Genomic DNA, 15343 nt, shown 5'->3' with positions numbered 1-15343 from the left:
CAGCCCAGTCACCAAGGCGGTAATCACGCTTATCACGGCGCTCGTACCATGGTCATTCAAGAACGAATCTCTGCGTCATGGTTGTCATGGCACCCCAGTCTGCCACGTGGAGCGCGACGATGGTGCTGGTTGGTGACACCGTCGCACTTAAGGGGAGAACGGTGATCGACACTCCGAAGTTTGGATCCCTTGAATCCGTCGAATCCGCTAAAGCTCGACAAAGATTCGCAGGCTTGCCTCGCATTCGTCAATTCAGCACGAGAATTCAGTGACCACTGCTCTTCGTACGCCCCGTGGCTCAACGCCGCGCAAGAACACATCAGCAAAGCGCTCCGCGTCACCAAAGGCCGCCCCGCGGAAGAAGACATCTGTTGCGGCAACAACGAAGGCTCCGATCCGGACTGGCATTTCCTCCTCGTCGCCGCTGGGCATGTTGGCGCTGTATCTTACGGCGCAATGGCGCGCTTCGGGCCGGGGCGGACTTGTGTTTCTCGCCGAAAATGAGAGCCGAGCCGAGCTGTTGGGTTCGATCATCCCAGTTATCGAGCCGGCCTGTGATGTGCTCGTCTATCCCCGTTTGAACACGCTTCCGTTCGATCAGCTTGAGCCTTCACGTGATATCGCGGGCCGGCGGAGCTCCGTCTTGAGACGCCTTGCCAGGGCAAAGAAGCCGATCCTGCTGATCGCGACGGCGGAGGCCATAATGGAGCTCCTGCCGTTGCCTGCGAACTGGTCTCGTATCGGATTTCTCCTTCGGACCGGGACCGTCTTTTCCGAGGAAGACCTCGAGGCCCGTCTGAAAGCTCTCGGGTACGACCTGGACGACAGTCCGGATTATCCCGGTGGAGTTTTGTTTCACGGCAACACCTTCGAGATCTTCCCGGCCGGCGCGTTCGGACCTTTTAGGATAGAGCATTCCGGAGGGAGAATCCGGCGTATTGCAGCGATCAATCCGATAGACCAGGAGGTGATTTCCGAAACGAAGGAACTCCTGATTGACCCGATGTCCGAGCGGCTGGCGTTCACGGGCCGGGCTCGAAGAAGGTCCAGCCTATTGGACTATTGTGCGCGCGCCAAATGGATCGCCGACAGCACCGTGCCCAGGCACGCCGACACCTGGTTGAGCACGATCGAGGATGCGGCCGCCCGCAGTGAGCGTGACCGTGCCTATCTCAGCCGACGCGAATGGGAGCTGGCGGCCAGGAAGATCACTGTGTTGCCGCCAACCACTCCGTATCGTGCGACGCCAGAGTTCTACAAGGCAGCCTCTCCGCGGAAGGCGCTCCGTGCATTTATCGAGGAAGCCCAGCGCGGAAGCGCACGTGTGCTTTTCGTCGCTGCGGTCGAAGCTGATTTGCGTGTGATGGCCCGGATGAGCGCTATCAAGGCCGAATGCGTGCCCGATTGGACGCACGCGACCGCAAGGGGCAGGCAGCAGGCCGCATTGTTGGCAGGCTTCGATGCGGGCTTTGTCGTTCCTGGAAAGAAGCCGCTCGTGGTCATCACTGCTGCCGACGTGCTCGGCAGCAGGGCACACCAACCGCAACCGATGAACTGGGCATGGACGCCCGGCTTCGATTCGGGAGATCTCCCCGAACTCGGATCCGTGGTCGTTCATCTGCAACGTGGACTCGCACGCCTTGGCGGCCTGAGATCCATGGGCACGGGAGATCTTTCGGCGCGCGAGATGGTCAGGTTGGTATTTGCCGGAAACGACGCCGTTCTCGTTCCTCTCGCAGAATTGGCGCTGATCTGGCCGTACGCCGCTGAGCTCGGAGACACCTCGCTGGACAAGGCCGACGGCAGCTCGTGGCGGCCGCGGCGAGCCGCTGCCGAGACGGAGATTCACGTGGTCGCAAAGGAGCTGGCCAAGCAGATGAGTCAGCGCCGGCGGCGCCCGGCTCCGAAGCTCGTGCCGCGCCCTGCTGTCTATGAGAAGTTCGTCGCGCGGTTTCCCTATTTCACCACCTCCGATCAGGCGAAGGCCATCCGCGACGTTCTGGATGATCTTGCATCGGGGCACCCGATGGACCGGATCGTCTGTGGAGACGTCGGCTTTGGCAAAACCGAGGTGGCGCTGCGCGCAGCGGCAGCCGCCGTGCTGGCCGGAAAGCAGGTCGCTATCGTCGTGCCGACGACAGTGCTGGCACGACAGCATGTCGAAACCTTCCGCAAGCGCTTTGCGCCTCTTGGCATCGATGTTGGAAACCTGTCGCGGGTTGCCTCGACCGCCGAAGCGCGGGAGGTAAGGGAGCGCCTCAAGAGCGGAGAACTCAGGGTCGTCGTCGGGACCCTCGCGCTCGCATCCAAGGAAGTGAGATTTGCCGAACTTGGCCTGATCATCATTGACGAGGAGCAGCATTTCGGCGCTGCCGAGAAAGCCATGCTGTCGGGCCTCAATAAGAACGGCCACCGGCTCTGGATGAGTGCGACGCCGATCCCCCGCACACTTGCGGCCGGCTTGACGGGCTTGAGGGATCTCAGCGTGATCGCAACCCCGCCGGTCCATCGTGTTCCGGTTGCCACCAAGGTGGCACCGCTTTCGGACATCGCTATCGCCGCTGCGCTGGTTCGTGAGCACAGACGTAACGGTCAGAGTTTTGTCGTTTGTCCGCGGATCCAGGATCTCGATCCCATGCTCGCCAGGATCCATGCGCTGGCGCCGGAACTACGTATCATTGCCATTCACGGCAAGATGCCAACGGACGAGATTGACGAGAGGTTGATGGGGTTCGTCGAAGGCCGTGCCGATGTACTACTTGCGACCAACATCGTGGAAAGTGGCCTCGATATCCCACGTGCGAACACCATCGTTGTGTGCTGGCCCGAAAAATTCGGCCTGGCACAATTGCATCAGCTCAGGGGGCGAGTAGGACGGGGCGGCATCCGGGCGTTTGCACATTTCCTGACGGAAGGTGGCTCCGAACGCTCGGAAAAGCGGCTTTCCGTTCTCGAGGAATTGAGCCGTCCGGGCGCTGGCTTCGCGATCAGCGCTCGCGACCTCGATCTCCGCGGCGGCGGCGACCTGCGCTCCGATCGACAATCCGGCCACATGCAGGTGTTCGGACCGACGCTCTACGGCCACCTTCTTACGCTTGCCCTGGAGGGAGACCGCGATGGAATGTCCGCCCTCTGGATCCCCGAGTTGAATCTTCCCATTCCTGAGCTGCTTCCCTCGAGCCATGTGCAATCGGAGGCGGTCAGGCTGGAGATCTACGCTCGAGCCGCTCGGTGCCGGAGTGATGACGAGCTGGAGGAGCTCGAGGATGAAACGCACCGCCGATTCGGCAAGCTGCCATCCGAGGCCAGCAATTTCTTTGCTGTCGCCAAGCTCAGGATAAGTTGCAGGCAACGGGGGATCATGCGTCTCGATGTCGGCCCGGATGCGATTGCTGCAACGATGCTCGCAGGGAGGATCGGTAAATTACGCTCGCGGTCACTGCAGCGCGAGGGCGATCGCGTCGTCTATCCCGGGCGCAGCGATGAACCTGCTTTACGACGGGTCGAACAGTTCTTGGATCTGCTGGACGAATGACGAGGGATGCGCCACTCAACTTGAAGCGGTCTTGTGTGACCTCCTCGGGCCCCGAAATGAAAGCGAGGCGCTTGAAACGAGGCTATTTGGGTTTTGATCCAATCAGCCCCATCTGAGCGGATGTCGCCGGCTCATCTGTTCGAGTCCCTGTTGCTGAACGGGTGCACGCGTCGACTCGCGCCTTAGCGCGTCCGCGGCGAAACCGGAGCCGTGCGCCGGGCGGATAGGCTCGCGCCAACTGATTGTGCTCGATCCGGTGTTGCATCATGTCCCGTCGGGTCTGGCGCTCGTCGAGCATCAGGACCAGATCCGAGCAGGGCTTGGTCGAACACAGCAGCAGAAAGCCGGCTTCAGCGTCCTGAGGGTAAACCGTCAGCGCATCGGAGCGGTCGACGTTGCCCGACACCAAGCGCGCGGCGCATGCGAGGCACCAGCCCTGCTCGCAGATGTAGGGCGTCTCGATGCCGGCGTCGATCATGCTGTACAGCAGATATTCGTCAGATATGGCGTCGAATGTGAACGTCCCCTCCGGACGTTCCAGCCGTATGCGAAACCGCCTGATGTCGCCTTCATTGGTCATGGCCGAGAGCTCCGTCATCGCTCACCACCGGCTGTCGGGCAATGCGACGTCGCCGATGCGGCCGCTCGCGTAGCAGTGCGCGGCCGCGATGATCCGCGCAGCAACCGCCAGCTCGCTTTGATCGCGCGGCGCGTAGACCACGAGGCTCTGCGGCGGCACGGCGCCGGCCATGTAGCGTGCGAACGGATGCACCGTGCCCCAGCCCTTGGCCGCCACCTTCTGCGCCCATTCCGGCCGCAAGGTCAGGTGCAGCGACCCGTCGGGGCGAACGATGAGCCACACCGGCGCGAACACGAAGGCCTCCGGCTGGCCCATGGCATGGATGTCATCGAGCGCGAAGGCGCGGCCTGCGGCGTTCATCGGCGCCGGCACCTCTTCGACGCCAGCCAGCGCGCAGGCGCAGGACACGAGCTGTGCGGCGTATCCGGCGGGCGAGGTGTCGCCGAGCTGGTGGCAAGGCCATGTCGGTGCGAGCCGCGGCGCACCGCCGGGACGTGTGGCGAGACGGCGCAGCCCCGGCGCCATCGTCCAGATGGGTGCAGCACCGCGCACGCCTGCTCTAGCCGAAGCTGTCATAATGAACCTGCGTGATCGGAACATCGGCGGCGCGCAGCAGCGATCTGACCGCGTTCACCATGACCGGCGGGCCGGCGACGTAGAACTCGGCCGCCGCGGGATCCAGGACTGCGCCCTGGAGGACATCGGTGACGAAGCCGGTCGCATGCGGCCAGCCGGACGGCGCGTGCTCGACCACGGGCAGGTAGCGCCCCTGGGGAATGCGCGCGATCGTCGTCTCGAGCATGTCATCAGCGGCGAGATCCGCCGATGTACGGGCGCCGTAGATGACGTCCGCGGGCGATCCGAAATCGAGGCGCGCATCCGCGGCCTCGCGCAGCATCGCCAGGATCGGCGCGATGCCGGTGCCCCCTGCCACGAACACCTTGCGGCCCGGCTGTCGACGCAGCGTGCAGACGCCGAACGGCGCCTCGATGGTGATGCGCGTCCCCGGAGCCAACGCCGCGAGCGCGTTGCTGCCTGTGCCGCCATCGTAGCGCTTCGCAATGAACTGCAGGATGGTGCTGCCCGGCAGGTTGCACATCGAGTAGCAGCGCCGCAGCCCGTTGCCGAGATGCAGTATCGCATACTGCCCCGGCCGGAAGTCGATCGGCTCGGCCGTCTCGAAGCTGAATTGGCGGATCTCCGGCGCGAGATCGTCGATGCCGCGCAGGATCGCCTGTTGCTCGACGCATCGCGGCGTCGGCGCGGACCAGTCGCCGGGACCGCGGGCGATCGTGACGTCCGAGATCGCGCGGGACTGACAGGCCAGGATGCGGTTGCGTCGTGCGTCGCGCGGATTGACCGCCGGCGCGCCGGGAAAGATCAGATCGACCTGCCCATCGATGAGCGTCACCTTGCAGGCACCGCAACTGCCCCAGCCGCATTCGTAAGGCAGCGCGATGCCCCCGCGTCGCGCTGCCTGAAGGATGGTGTCATGGCCGGCCGCGTCGATCGCGACACCGTCGGGCTCGATGCGGAGTTGCCGGGTCATCCACGCCATCCTTTCGGCTTGGGCGGTCGGCGCAGCACGCCGACCGCGTCTGCCAGACTACAAGCCGCAATCCGCGATCAGCCTCGCCTGGGCCGTCATGGTCCGCTCCAGGATCGCCCGTGCATCGTCGGCGCCGGGCGCGGTCGAAAGTGCCTCGCTGAGGCCGCGCGCGGCGCGTTCGCCGAGCGGCATCCACTTCGCGACCCACTCCCGCAGCAGAACCGCGTGCTCCGGGACCTTGCCGGTGGCGTAGCGCACCAGGGTCTTGGTGGTCTCGACCGCATAGGCTTCGTCGTAGTTGCGGAAGTCGTCGTGCAGCAGCGCCAGCAGGTCGTCGTCGTTCGTGCGCGCCAGATCGGCGATCTCGCGGTTGAAGGCGTGATCGAAGATCGGCCGCAGCACCAGATTGCGGGAGACGAACGCTTCGCCCCAATCGTAGGCGATCAGCTGCTTCTCGATCAGCTCGCGCAGGCCCTGCCATTGCGGCGCCTGCGTCCAGACGGTACGGGCAATGTTGCTGTCGGCGAGCTCCGGGCGGCCGGTGTCGAGCGCGAGCGCCTTGGCCAGATAGGCCTGGCGCTGCACCCGCCGCATCTCGTTGCCCATCTGGAAGTAGAGGGTGTTGGTCACGAACGCCGACGGCGCCATCTGCGCGACATAGGCCGCGCTCATCTGCATCGCGTGTCCCGGGAAACGCACCGGCAGATAGGCCTGGCCGAGGAAGTCGAGCCACGGCGCAGACAGCTTGCGATAGCTGTCCTGGCGCTCGAACTCGTCGATCAGGTTGTCGCAATAGACCTCGCGATCCTTCTGGTCAGTGACATAGCGGCGATAGGTGTAGGTGAGGGGATCGCGATAGCCCTCCCAATCGTCCAGCGTGAGCCTCGAGCCTTCGCGATTCCTGAGATAGAACTGGTTGATCGACCAGTTCTCGGACAGCTCGAACGGTGCCGGCGCGCGGCGGAAGTGGCTGTGGAACTTGTAGGTGACGGCCTCGTATTCCGACGGCAGCCGGCGCTCGGTCCACAGGCTCCAGGTCTTCTTCTGCTTGCGCGCAGCCGACTTCGCGGTCATCGCGGTCATGACGTATCCTCCCGGAATTTGTTATGTGTGGATGGTCCAGACCCATTCGTCGTCCATCGACTCGAGCCGTCCGCCGAACGACACCAGGCTCGGCTCGATCTCGGCGAGCCGGAATGGCCGCCCCAGCGCCGCCTGCATGCTCTTCTGCGTCAGGCGGAAATTCCGGTCGGCCTGGACGCGGACATAGCCGCCGCGGTCCTCGATTACGATCTCGACGTCCGGATTGTCCTGCTCGCTCGCCGCGATCACGGCGTCGATGATGTCCTCGTCGACGCCCCTGATGACGGGGCCGACCAGTTTCGGTGCTGCTGTCGTGGTCATGGGCTTGTCCTATGCGTCCTGCTCGGTCTTGTGGCGGAGGCGGCGCAGCCGTCCGTCGTTGGGCACGCCGACCAGAATCGCTTCGCCGTCCTTCTTCACCGCGTAGCGGAAGAGGCGGCAGTCGCGCGGGTTGAGGCCGCGGCCGTCATCCATGCTGAACTCCCACTCATGGGCCGAGCAGGTGATGGTGCCGGCTTCGAAATCGACCTTGCCGTCCGCCAGCAGGATCTCCTGGTGCGGGCACATGCCCTGGAAGCAACGCAACTCGCCGCCAGGAAGGTGCATCACGATCACTTCCTCGCCGTCGACCTCGACGCCGATGAAATCACCTTCCCAAAGGTCGTCCAAGGTCGCGACCTGCCTCCACGTCACGTCGGCATCGTCAGACATAGGCCACCTCGATCCAATCCATCGGCTGGATTCCGGACTGCGCCACCGTCATCGCGGACGGCAGCTCGCGGCCGTTGTAGTAGACGCATTTCGACGCGTTCTTCTCGGCGACGCGCAGTCCGACCGCGTGCTGGGCGACCTTGTCGGCCACGATGCTCATGCTATCGCCGTCGTCGACGGGGATCAGCAGGACGACGAAGTCGCCGCGGAAGTTGGCTTGGAGCGGGAACAGGGCCACGCTTACCTCCCAGATTTGTTGTTATATCTGTGATCGTGTCGGGTGGGGGCGTCGCTCGTAAGCGGCGCCTGTCAATTCATGCTGGGCGGATCATTCGGCCGCGAGGCGAGACGCGCCATTCCAGGCGTAGCTCTGCGCGTCATTGCCGGCGACATCGGGCGTGATGCCCATATATTGCAGCGCGCCTTCGAGGGTCGGCGGCTGGATGTGTCCGGCCAGGAATCGGTCGACGATCGAGAGATGGGTGTCGTAGCGCTCGGGCTGGCTCTTCCACACCCATTCGCAGACTTCGCAGCAGAAGTTCAGCTTGCGACCATTGTGCGTGGTGATCCGCGGCGCCTTGCCGATGCTCGGGCTGCAGATCGGAATGTGGCAGCAGTTGCAGACGACGGGCAGCGTCGCCGGATAGGTCTTCTCGATCTGGCCGGTGCGGACATTGTCGCCGATCACGTCCCACAGCTTGCCGAAGCGATCGTTCCAGCCGGGATATTTCTGCTCGAGCCAGTCGCGCTCGGCCGCGGACACGCCCGCGTCGGGATTCCACCACACCGTCGGCCGCCAGAACCAGACGCCCATGTGATAGGCGTGATGGACCCAGTCGAGCTCGGGCAGGAAGTGCTTTTCCCAGTACCATGGCACGTTCATGCCGAGGTCCTTGAACTGGTCCATGAACTGCCGGCAGATCCAGTCCTGCATGAACTCCTTGAACGACATCGTCCGGCTTTCCAGTGGCGTGTAGTAGTCCATGGAGATGCCGGTCAGCAGCGCGAACAGCTTCCACGACCGCCAGAACATCTGGTCGACCATGTTCTGTGCCTCGGCCTTCTTGCCGTTGTTGATCATGATCTTCAAGGTCGGCTCGCCCTGCTGCGAATGCCGCGCCTCGTCGGTCTGGATCGAGGAAATCAGCGCACCGAACTCGATGTCGCCGACATGCAGCGCATCCGAGGCCATGCCGAGGAACTGCAGGTTGGTGAAGCCGGTCTCGAAGGTGAAGGTCAGCTGGATCGCCGTCGACACCGCATCATTGGCGGTGAACATGTCGTCGAACAGGCTGCGCGCCGCGATCACGCCCCACTCGTTGGTGTGCATCGCCTTGTGGGCCCAGTCGAATTGCGGGTCCTTTCCGAGCAGGCAATAGGGGAAGTAGATCTGCGCCTGGCCGTGGCGGCATTCGTCGAGGGTGCCGAAGGTGGCCATGTTGCGCCAGGCAGCAGCGCGGCCGAACCGGGCCATGCGCGCCTCGCCGATCGAGGCGAAATATTCCGGAACCGGAATGGCGCCGTAATGCGCCTTGATCGCCGACTTCCAGCCGGCATCGAGATTGTCATACAAATTGGAGCGCGCAATCGTCGAGCGGATCGAGTAGATGCCGTCGTCCTTGCCGGCCTGGTTATGGACGTACTCGCGATAGGTCAGCTTGTACGGCTCGTCCCAGCCCCACCACTGCTCGCCATGGATGCCGAAGCTCTTGGACAGCTCCTCGGGAAAGACCTCCTCCTCGCTGACGTAGGAGAAGGCCCAGTTCATGTCGCGGGCCGTGTCGTAATAGTCCCGCCGCTGCAGCTTCGGCATGCGTTGCTCCTCCCGAGCTCTGTGATCGCGTTCGTTGCTCTTCGTTGCGGTCCGCTGCCGCCCTTGAACGGGCGAACGTTGTGCGGCTCGTGGCGATGGCGTACGAGTCAGGCGGTTAGACCTGATAGATCGTCGCGCGATGTTGTAGGATCCAGTGTAGGCCGCATTCTTTGGTTTTTCTTTAGGCCGCGGGTGCGCATGAACATCGGGCGTATTCGGGCGCGATTGTGAGCGTAGTCGACCGCATTCCTGCTGCTGCGCAAGCGACGAGATGATGCGATGCGAAGGGAAAGCGGCGGCGAGGATCGGCGCGGCCGTATCGACCAAGCGGGTCGATCTGTTCAAGCGAGCAGCTCGATGCCCGTCATCGTCCCACCGCCGATGATGCGTGCGGCGTGATCAAAGACCGGTGCAACCCTCCGGCCGTTCAGCGGCTGAGGCCGACGACCTGCAGCACCAGACCGTCGAGCGCGTCGGTGATCGAGATCTGGCACGCGAGGCGGCTCTCCGGGCGCACGTCGGCGGCCTCGAATTCGAGCAGGTCGACCTCGATGTCGCCGGCGGGGCCGACGCGCTCCAGCCATGCCTTGTCGACGTGGCAATGGCACGTGGCGCAGATGCAGGACCCGCCGCATTCGCCGATGATGCCATCGACACCATTGCGCTTCGCCGCCTGCATGGCGCTCTCGCCGGGCTCGGCCTCGACAAGGCGCACGGTGCCGTCCGTCTCGATGAAGGTGATTCTGGGCATGGGTCGTTGCGTGTCCCTAGATGAACTGCCGGCCGCCGTCGATGATCAGGGTCTGACCGGTGATGAAGGCCGCGGCCGCCGACGCGAAGAACAGCGCGCCGCCGACCATGTCGTCGACGTCGGCCGCGCGCTTCAGGGCTCCGCGGGACACGCCATATTCGGCGGCGTTCTCCATCAGGCCGAGGCTGGCCTCGGTGAGCGTGAAGCCGGGCGCGATGACGTTGACCGTGATCTTGTCGTCGCCGAGCTCGCGCGCCAGCGCACGCGTCATCGCAATGACGGCGCCTTTCGACGAGACGTAGTGCAGCCACATCGGCGAGCCGCTCATGACGGTGGCCGACGAGACGTTGACGATCGCGCCACCGCCGGCGCGTCGCAGCAGTGGCGCGGCCGCCTTGCTCATCATCCACACGCCCTTGATGTTGACGCGCATCACCCGGTCCCACTCGGCCTCCGGGATTGCCTCGAAGCCGCGGCGTTCGAGCCCGGCATAGATCGCGGCATTGTTGACCAGCACGTCGAGGCCGCTCATGCGCGCCAGCGCGAATTGCGCCAGCGCCGCGGTGGACGTCTCGTTCGCGACGTCGACCTCCGCCGCGTGCGCCTTGCCGCCGCGGTCGCGGATCAGCCGCGCGGTGTCGTCGGCGCCGCCGAGACGGATGTCGGCGGCGACGACCTCGGCACCGGCCGCAGCAAAGGCGAGCGCGAATCCGCGGCCCAGCCCGCCGGCCGCGCCGGTGACGATGACGCGCTTGCCTTGCAGTTGGATCGGACTCATGTGGCAACCTCGATGTGCAGCAGATCCGCCATGAACGCAGACGCCGTGCCCTCGGCGATCAGCGCCCGGGCCATGGTGGTGCCGGCCTCGGTCAGCATCGACGGCAGCACGAAGCTTTCCAGCATCGCGAGCGTCTCCTTCGGCGGCGTATCGAACCAGCCGCCGATCGTCGCGACCCCATGGCCGGTGAAGCGCCACAGCTTGTCGGCGTCTTTCATCAGCGCATCCTCATGCGAGATCGCCGTCTTTCGGGTGTCGTGGCCGTCGATGATCGCCAGGATGGTCTCGACTCTTAGCCCGGGGATCGCCAGCCGTGCGAACGCCTCGGCTGCGATCTTCACGCCTTCGATCTCGTGGGCACGTTGCAGCTCGGGATATCTGGGATTGGGGCCGACGGCGGCGGCGAGCTGCTCGGGCGGGAACTTCTTCCAGCCGACGTCGTGCATGAGGATCGCCGGCAGCACCACGGCGGCGTCCGCGTCGGGATGGATCCGCAGCAGCGCCTGGCCGAGACGATAGGAGATCAGCGTATGCTCGTCGTTGGAGCGGACGTCCAGCCACGGCCGCGCCGCGAGCCAGATCGGCAGATCCTGTTCGCGCAGAAAATGCATCAGCGCAGCTCCGCGTCGTAGGTGAGATAGATGGTCTTGTATTCGAGATAGTCCTCGATGCCGTAGCGGCCCTTCTCGCGGCCGATTCCGCTCTGCTTCATGCCGCCGAACGGCGCGCGCTGGTTCGAGCGCTGGATGTCGTTGACCCACACGGAGCCCGCTTCGAGGCGCTCGGCCAGGGTCAGTCCTGTCGCCAGGTTGCGCGAGAACACGAAGGCGGCCAGTCCATAGACCGTCGCATTCGCGAGCCGCAGCGCCTCGGTGCGATCGTCGAACGGGGCGACACCAAGCACGGGGCCGAACGTTTCCTCGGTCATGACGAGCGCGGAGGGGGGCGCATCGGCGATCACGGTCGGCGGCAGGAACCAGCCCTTGTCGTAGAGCCCGCCCGTCAACCGGACGCCGCCGGTCAGCACGGTTGCGCCATTGGCACGGGCATCGGCGATCTGCCGCTCGCTGTTGCGGTAGATCTTCTCGTTGATGAGCGGTCCCAGCGCGCAATCCGAGGTCAGGCCGTTGCCGACGTCGAGCTGCGCGACCTTGTCGGCGAGCGCAGCGAGAAAGGCCGCGTAGATGGGGCGCTCGACATAGACGCGATTGACGCGGTAGCAGAACTGGCCGGAATTGGCGAAGGCGTGACGGGCGATCGCAGCCGCGGCGGCGCCGATATCGGCGTCGGCGCAGACGATGGCCGGGCACTGGCCGCCGAGCTCGAGGGTGACGCGCTTCATCGTTCCGGCTGCAGCAGCAGCGATCGCCTTGCCGGCCCTGGTGCCGCCGGTGAACGCAATCTTGCGCGGCGTCGGATGCGCGATCATCTGCATGCCGAGGTCAGGGCCGCGACCGGTCACGGCATTGAAGCAGCCGTCCGGAAACCCAGCGGCCCGAAAGAGTTCAGCGAGCCGCAAGGTCGACAGCGGCGTGTCCTCGGCGGGCTTGGCGACGACGGTGCAACCGGCCATCAGCGCGGCGCCGAGCTTGAAGCAGAGCAGCGTCACCGGATAGTTGAAAGGCGTGATCGCGACCACGACGCCGACCGGCTCGCGTGTGATGACGATCTTTTCGCCGGCCACACCCGTCAGCGGCATCTCGGCGTGCAGGCGCAGGCCTTCCTCGGCATAGACGTCGAGCAGTTCTGCCGAGCGCTGAATTTCGCTGACGGCTCCCGCCAGCGGACGGCCAAGCTCCCTGGTCAGCAGGCGACCGAGCTCACCGGCACTCTCGCGCATCAGCCGCGCCGCGTTCCTCTGCAGGCGGGCGCGCTCTGCCACGGGCGTCGTTTTCCACGATTGGAATGCGATGTCGGCTGCGTTGATGGCGGCATCGACATCCGCGCGCCCAGCCTCCGGGACGCTGTCGACCGTCTCGCCCGTTGCCGGATCGACAACGTCGAAGGTCGCTCCGCTTTGGGCTGCAACCCAGCGGCCATCGATGAACATGTCCATGTCCGCGACCTCTCGTTCAGATCAGGTCGAGCATCAGCGCGGCTCGGGTCTCGCCCAGCGCCTCCTCAGCCATGAGTCGTCCGGCTTCAGTCTCGAGCACGGCGAGCTGCGCCGTCAGGCGCGACGCATATTGGCGCGGCGTCATCTTGAACCAGTCGCAGGCCACCGCAACGCCGGTGGTCGTGTAGCGCCACAGCTTGTCGGCGTCGCGCACGATCCGGTCGTTCAGCGAGCGCGGGTAGGGGCGAGTGTCGTGGCCGTCGATGATCTCGCCGACCGCGACGATGATGTCCTCCGGCCAATCGGCCTGTTCGAGGACTTCGCGTGACATGCGGACGCCTTCGCTTTCGTGGAGAAAGCGCACATCGGACTGCATCATGTTGGGACCGAATCCCTTCTCGATGATGTCCTTCATGTCGATCGTGTACCAGCCGATGTCGTGCAGGATGATTGCGAGCGAAACGATGTCCTCGTCTGCGTCCGGATATTGAGCGAGCAGCTTGCGCGCATAGGCATAGGACAGGGGAATGTGGACGTCGTTCTTGCGCGCGCGCATGTACGGCTCGCTGATGCGCCAGACTTCGTCATAGCGGTTGCCGACATCGGACCTATCGAGCATTGCAATGCTCCATATGCGGAGAGAGGCCGGCGCCGCCGGCCTCTCTCGATTGGGTCAGGACAGGATGGTCACTTCGCCGGTCGAGCCGTTGACGCGCAGCATCTGTCCGTTCTTGATCGAGGAGCTGGCGCGTCCCGTGCCGGTGACGGCGGGCAGCCCGTATTCGCGGCACACGATCGCGGCGTGGGACATCATGCCGCCGATGTCCGTGACGATCGCGTTGATCTTGCCGAAGATCGGTGCCCAGCTCGGCGCTGTGACCGGCGCAACCAGAATCTCGCCCTGCTGGATCTGGCCGAGCTCATCGGCGGAGCGCACCACGCGAGCGCGGCCCTCGACGATGCCGGGGGAAGCGGCCATGCCGGACAGCTTGGTGGTGTTGGCGGCGCCATCGAGCCAGCGGCCGATGCTCTCCGTGGTGATGCCCCACAGCATGATCGTGAACGGCTCGGTGATGACATCGGGCGGATTGTTGAGCGCGGGCTGCGGCGGCGTCGTCGCGAGCGCAGCCAGGATCTTTTTCCGCCGCTCGATCTCGGGCGGCCAATAGGTCGGACCGATCGCCGGTGCGCCAACGGCCCAGCCGTTGCCGTAGTCGAACAGCGCGTCGCGGACTTCCTGACGGTTCAGATAGAACAGGTCGTCGGCGTCCTTCCAGAAGCCGGCATCGCGGAAGATGGCGCCGAGCTCACGCATCTTGCGCCAGAATACGCTCATCGACCAATGCTCGATGTAGAAATTGTGGTTCTCGACATAGGGGAACACGGTCCGGGCGAGCCCGAGCTTGCCCTCGAAGGCTGCGCGGGCGTCGGCATCGAGCATCTCGGCATATTCGGACGTGATGCGGTCGCGCTCTTTGGCAATGGCCTCCGTCGGCCGGTCGATCTCCTCTCCCCGCTGCACGCGGACGACGTAGTCCCTGACATAGCCGAGCGGGATGTCGAGATGCTCGATCCAGTACTTGTCGGTCGAGTAGAAGCCGTTGCCGGAGGTGAAGTTGAACCAGGGATCCTGCGCCTCGTTCCAGGCCGTCAGCCATTCGGCGCCGTTCGGCGCACGGCCGACCGCAGCCAGCGCCTCGTCGACCGATCCGCTCTTCAGGGCATCGGCGACACCGAGCTTCACGGCGAGCTTGGCGAGCTTCTTCAACTCGTCGTCCGGACGGAACAGGTCGACTTCCACGCCCTGCACCATCTTGGCGATCGCCTGATCGGGAATGGTGGGGAATTGCCCCTTCATGAAGCTGAAGAAGTCGAGATAGGCCGCGTAGCCGAGATTCAGGAACTCGAAATGGTACTGCCAGGTCTTGTAGAGCAGCTGGATCGCCCGGTCGTAGGTCTCCATCAGCGCGTAGGTGTTGTCGAGGCCGACACCGGCCGTGATCCACTCCAGCGGCACGGCTTCGGGCAGCGGCTCGAAATTGAGCGCCTCGAGATCGGCGATGTTGGCGCGGACCTTCTTGTCCCAGTTCGCCAGCAGGCGGTCCCAGTTCTGGAAGTAGTAGCCGGCGCGCTCCATGAAATGCGGTACGCGACCAGCGATCAGCTCGGGCGCCACCGCCACCGGGCTCATGTAGCAATAGCCATTGTGGATGCGGTACTCGACGCCGTTCGCCGGCGGGATCAGATAGTGCCGCGTGTTGTACTGGCCGAGACACTTGACCGCGAACTCCACGGTGACGGCGTCGAACGGCTTGAACGGGCTCGGCCAGTGCTGCGAGTCGCAGAACCAGAACTTGCCGTCCTCCTTGTCGCGCAGGCTGTTCTGGAACTGGAGATAATAGGGATAGAGCTTCTCCCAGCCCTCGGCGCCGACCGGCGTCTTCAGGTCATAGGGACTTGGGAATTTCGCATGCGCCGTCATTGTCG

Annotated in this window: 15 protein-coding genes; 1 reads left to right on the top strand and 14 read right to left on the bottom strand. The window is 64.6% G+C overall.

Annotated features, from left to right (window positions below; genetic code table 11):
* Nucleotides 1-430 precede the first annotated feature (430 nt).
* Nucleotides 431-3535 (top strand): DEAD/DEAH box helicase, encoded by a 3105-nt coding sequence (locus ACQR0W_RS31060; RefSeq protein WP_316187199.1) that lies wholly within the window; start codon nt 431-433, stop codon nt 3533-3535.
* 82 nt (nt 3536-3617) lie between these two features.
* On the opposite strand, the gene ACQR0W_RS31055 is transcribed toward ACQR0W_RS31060, so the two are convergent.
* The 14 genes from ACQR0W_RS31055 to ACQR0W_RS30990 form a co-directional block, all read right to left on the bottom strand.
* Nucleotides 3618-4115, bottom strand: coding sequence for a 2Fe-2S iron-sulfur cluster binding domain-containing protein (locus tag ACQR0W_RS31055; protein WP_316187186.1), 498 nt, complete (start codon nt 4113-4115; stop codon nt 3618-3620).
* Between the two features lie 21 nt (nt 4116-4136).
* Nucleotides 4137-4667, bottom strand: a complete 531-nt coding sequence (locus ACQR0W_RS31050; protein WP_316187185.1) for a luciferase family protein — start codon at nt 4665-4667, stop codon at nt 4137-4139.
* A gap of 7 nt (nt 4668-4674) precedes the next feature.
* Complete coding sequence (locus tag ACQR0W_RS31045) at nt 4675-5664, bottom strand: 2Fe-2S iron-sulfur cluster binding domain-containing protein (RefSeq protein WP_316187184.1); 990 nt, start codon at nt 5662-5664, stop codon at nt 4675-4677.
* A gap of 57 nt (nt 5665-5721) precedes the next feature.
* A complete protein-coding gene (locus ACQR0W_RS31040; protein WP_316175726.1) occupies nt 5722-6747 on the bottom strand; it encodes a toluene hydroxylase in 1026 nt (341 codons plus the stop codon).
* Between the two features lie 21 nt (nt 6748-6768).
* Nucleotides 6769-7068, bottom strand: a complete 300-nt coding sequence (locus ACQR0W_RS31035) for an MmoB/DmpM family protein (protein ID WP_315716254.1) — start codon at nt 7066-7068, stop codon at nt 6769-6771.
* A gap of 9 nt (nt 7069-7077) precedes the next feature.
* A complete protein-coding gene (locus tag ACQR0W_RS31030) occupies nt 7078-7458 on the bottom strand; it encodes a Rieske 2Fe-2S domain-containing protein (RefSeq protein WP_315826578.1) in 381 nt (126 codons plus the stop codon).
* Nucleotides 7451-7696, bottom strand: coding sequence for a toluene-4-monooxygenase system B family protein (locus tag ACQR0W_RS31025; protein WP_315716251.1), 246 nt, complete (start codon nt 7694-7696; stop codon nt 7451-7453). Before ACQR0W_RS31025 ends, ACQR0W_RS31030 begins: the two co-directional genes overlap by 8 nt.
* 90 nt (nt 7697-7786) lie before the next feature.
* The gene (locus ACQR0W_RS31020) at nt 7787-9271 is read right to left on the bottom strand and encodes an aromatic/alkene/methane monooxygenase hydroxylase/oxygenase subunit alpha (protein ID WP_315751472.1); all 1485 of its coding nucleotides are present in this window, start codon (nt 9269-9271) and stop codon (nt 7787-7789) included.
* Between the two features lie 427 nt (nt 9272-9698).
* Nucleotides 9699-10022, bottom strand: coding sequence for a 2Fe-2S iron-sulfur cluster-binding protein (locus tag ACQR0W_RS31015; RefSeq protein WP_315826581.1), 324 nt, complete (start codon nt 10020-10022; stop codon nt 9699-9701).
* A gap of 16 nt (nt 10023-10038) precedes the next feature.
* Complete coding sequence (locus ACQR0W_RS31010) at nt 10039-10800, bottom strand: SDR family NAD(P)-dependent oxidoreductase (RefSeq protein WP_315826582.1); 762 nt, start codon at nt 10798-10800, stop codon at nt 10039-10041.
* Nucleotides 10797-11411, bottom strand: coding sequence for an HD domain-containing protein (locus ACQR0W_RS31005; protein ID WP_315826583.1), 615 nt, complete (start codon nt 11409-11411; stop codon nt 10797-10799). The genes ACQR0W_RS31010 and ACQR0W_RS31005 overlap by 4 nt, the downstream gene beginning before the upstream one ends.
* On the bottom strand, nt 11411-12856 hold the full coding sequence (locus ACQR0W_RS31000) for an aldehyde dehydrogenase family protein (protein ID WP_316170799.1): 1446 nt from the start codon (nt 12854-12856) through the stop codon (nt 11411-11413). The genes ACQR0W_RS31005 and ACQR0W_RS31000 overlap by 1 nt, the downstream gene beginning before the upstream one ends.
* 16 nt (nt 12857-12872) lie before the next feature.
* Nucleotides 12873-13475, bottom strand: coding sequence for an HD domain-containing protein (locus ACQR0W_RS30995; protein ID WP_315826585.1), 603 nt, complete (start codon nt 13473-13475; stop codon nt 12873-12875).
* Between the two features lie 54 nt (nt 13476-13529).
* Entirely contained in the window at nt 13530-15338 is a 1809-nt protein-coding gene (locus ACQR0W_RS30990; RefSeq protein WP_315751484.1) for a PEP-utilizing enzyme, read from the bottom strand.
* Nucleotides 15339-15343: the final 5 nt, after the last annotated feature.

Source organism: Bradyrhizobium sp. HKCCYLRH1034, assembly GCF_051168375.1.
In the GTDB taxonomy this organism is placed as follows: Bacteria; Pseudomonadota; Alphaproteobacteria; order Rhizobiales; family Xanthobacteraceae; genus Bradyrhizobium.
Note: the sequence above shows the minus strand (reverse complement) of the source record. Positions and strands in the feature narration are given on the sequence as shown.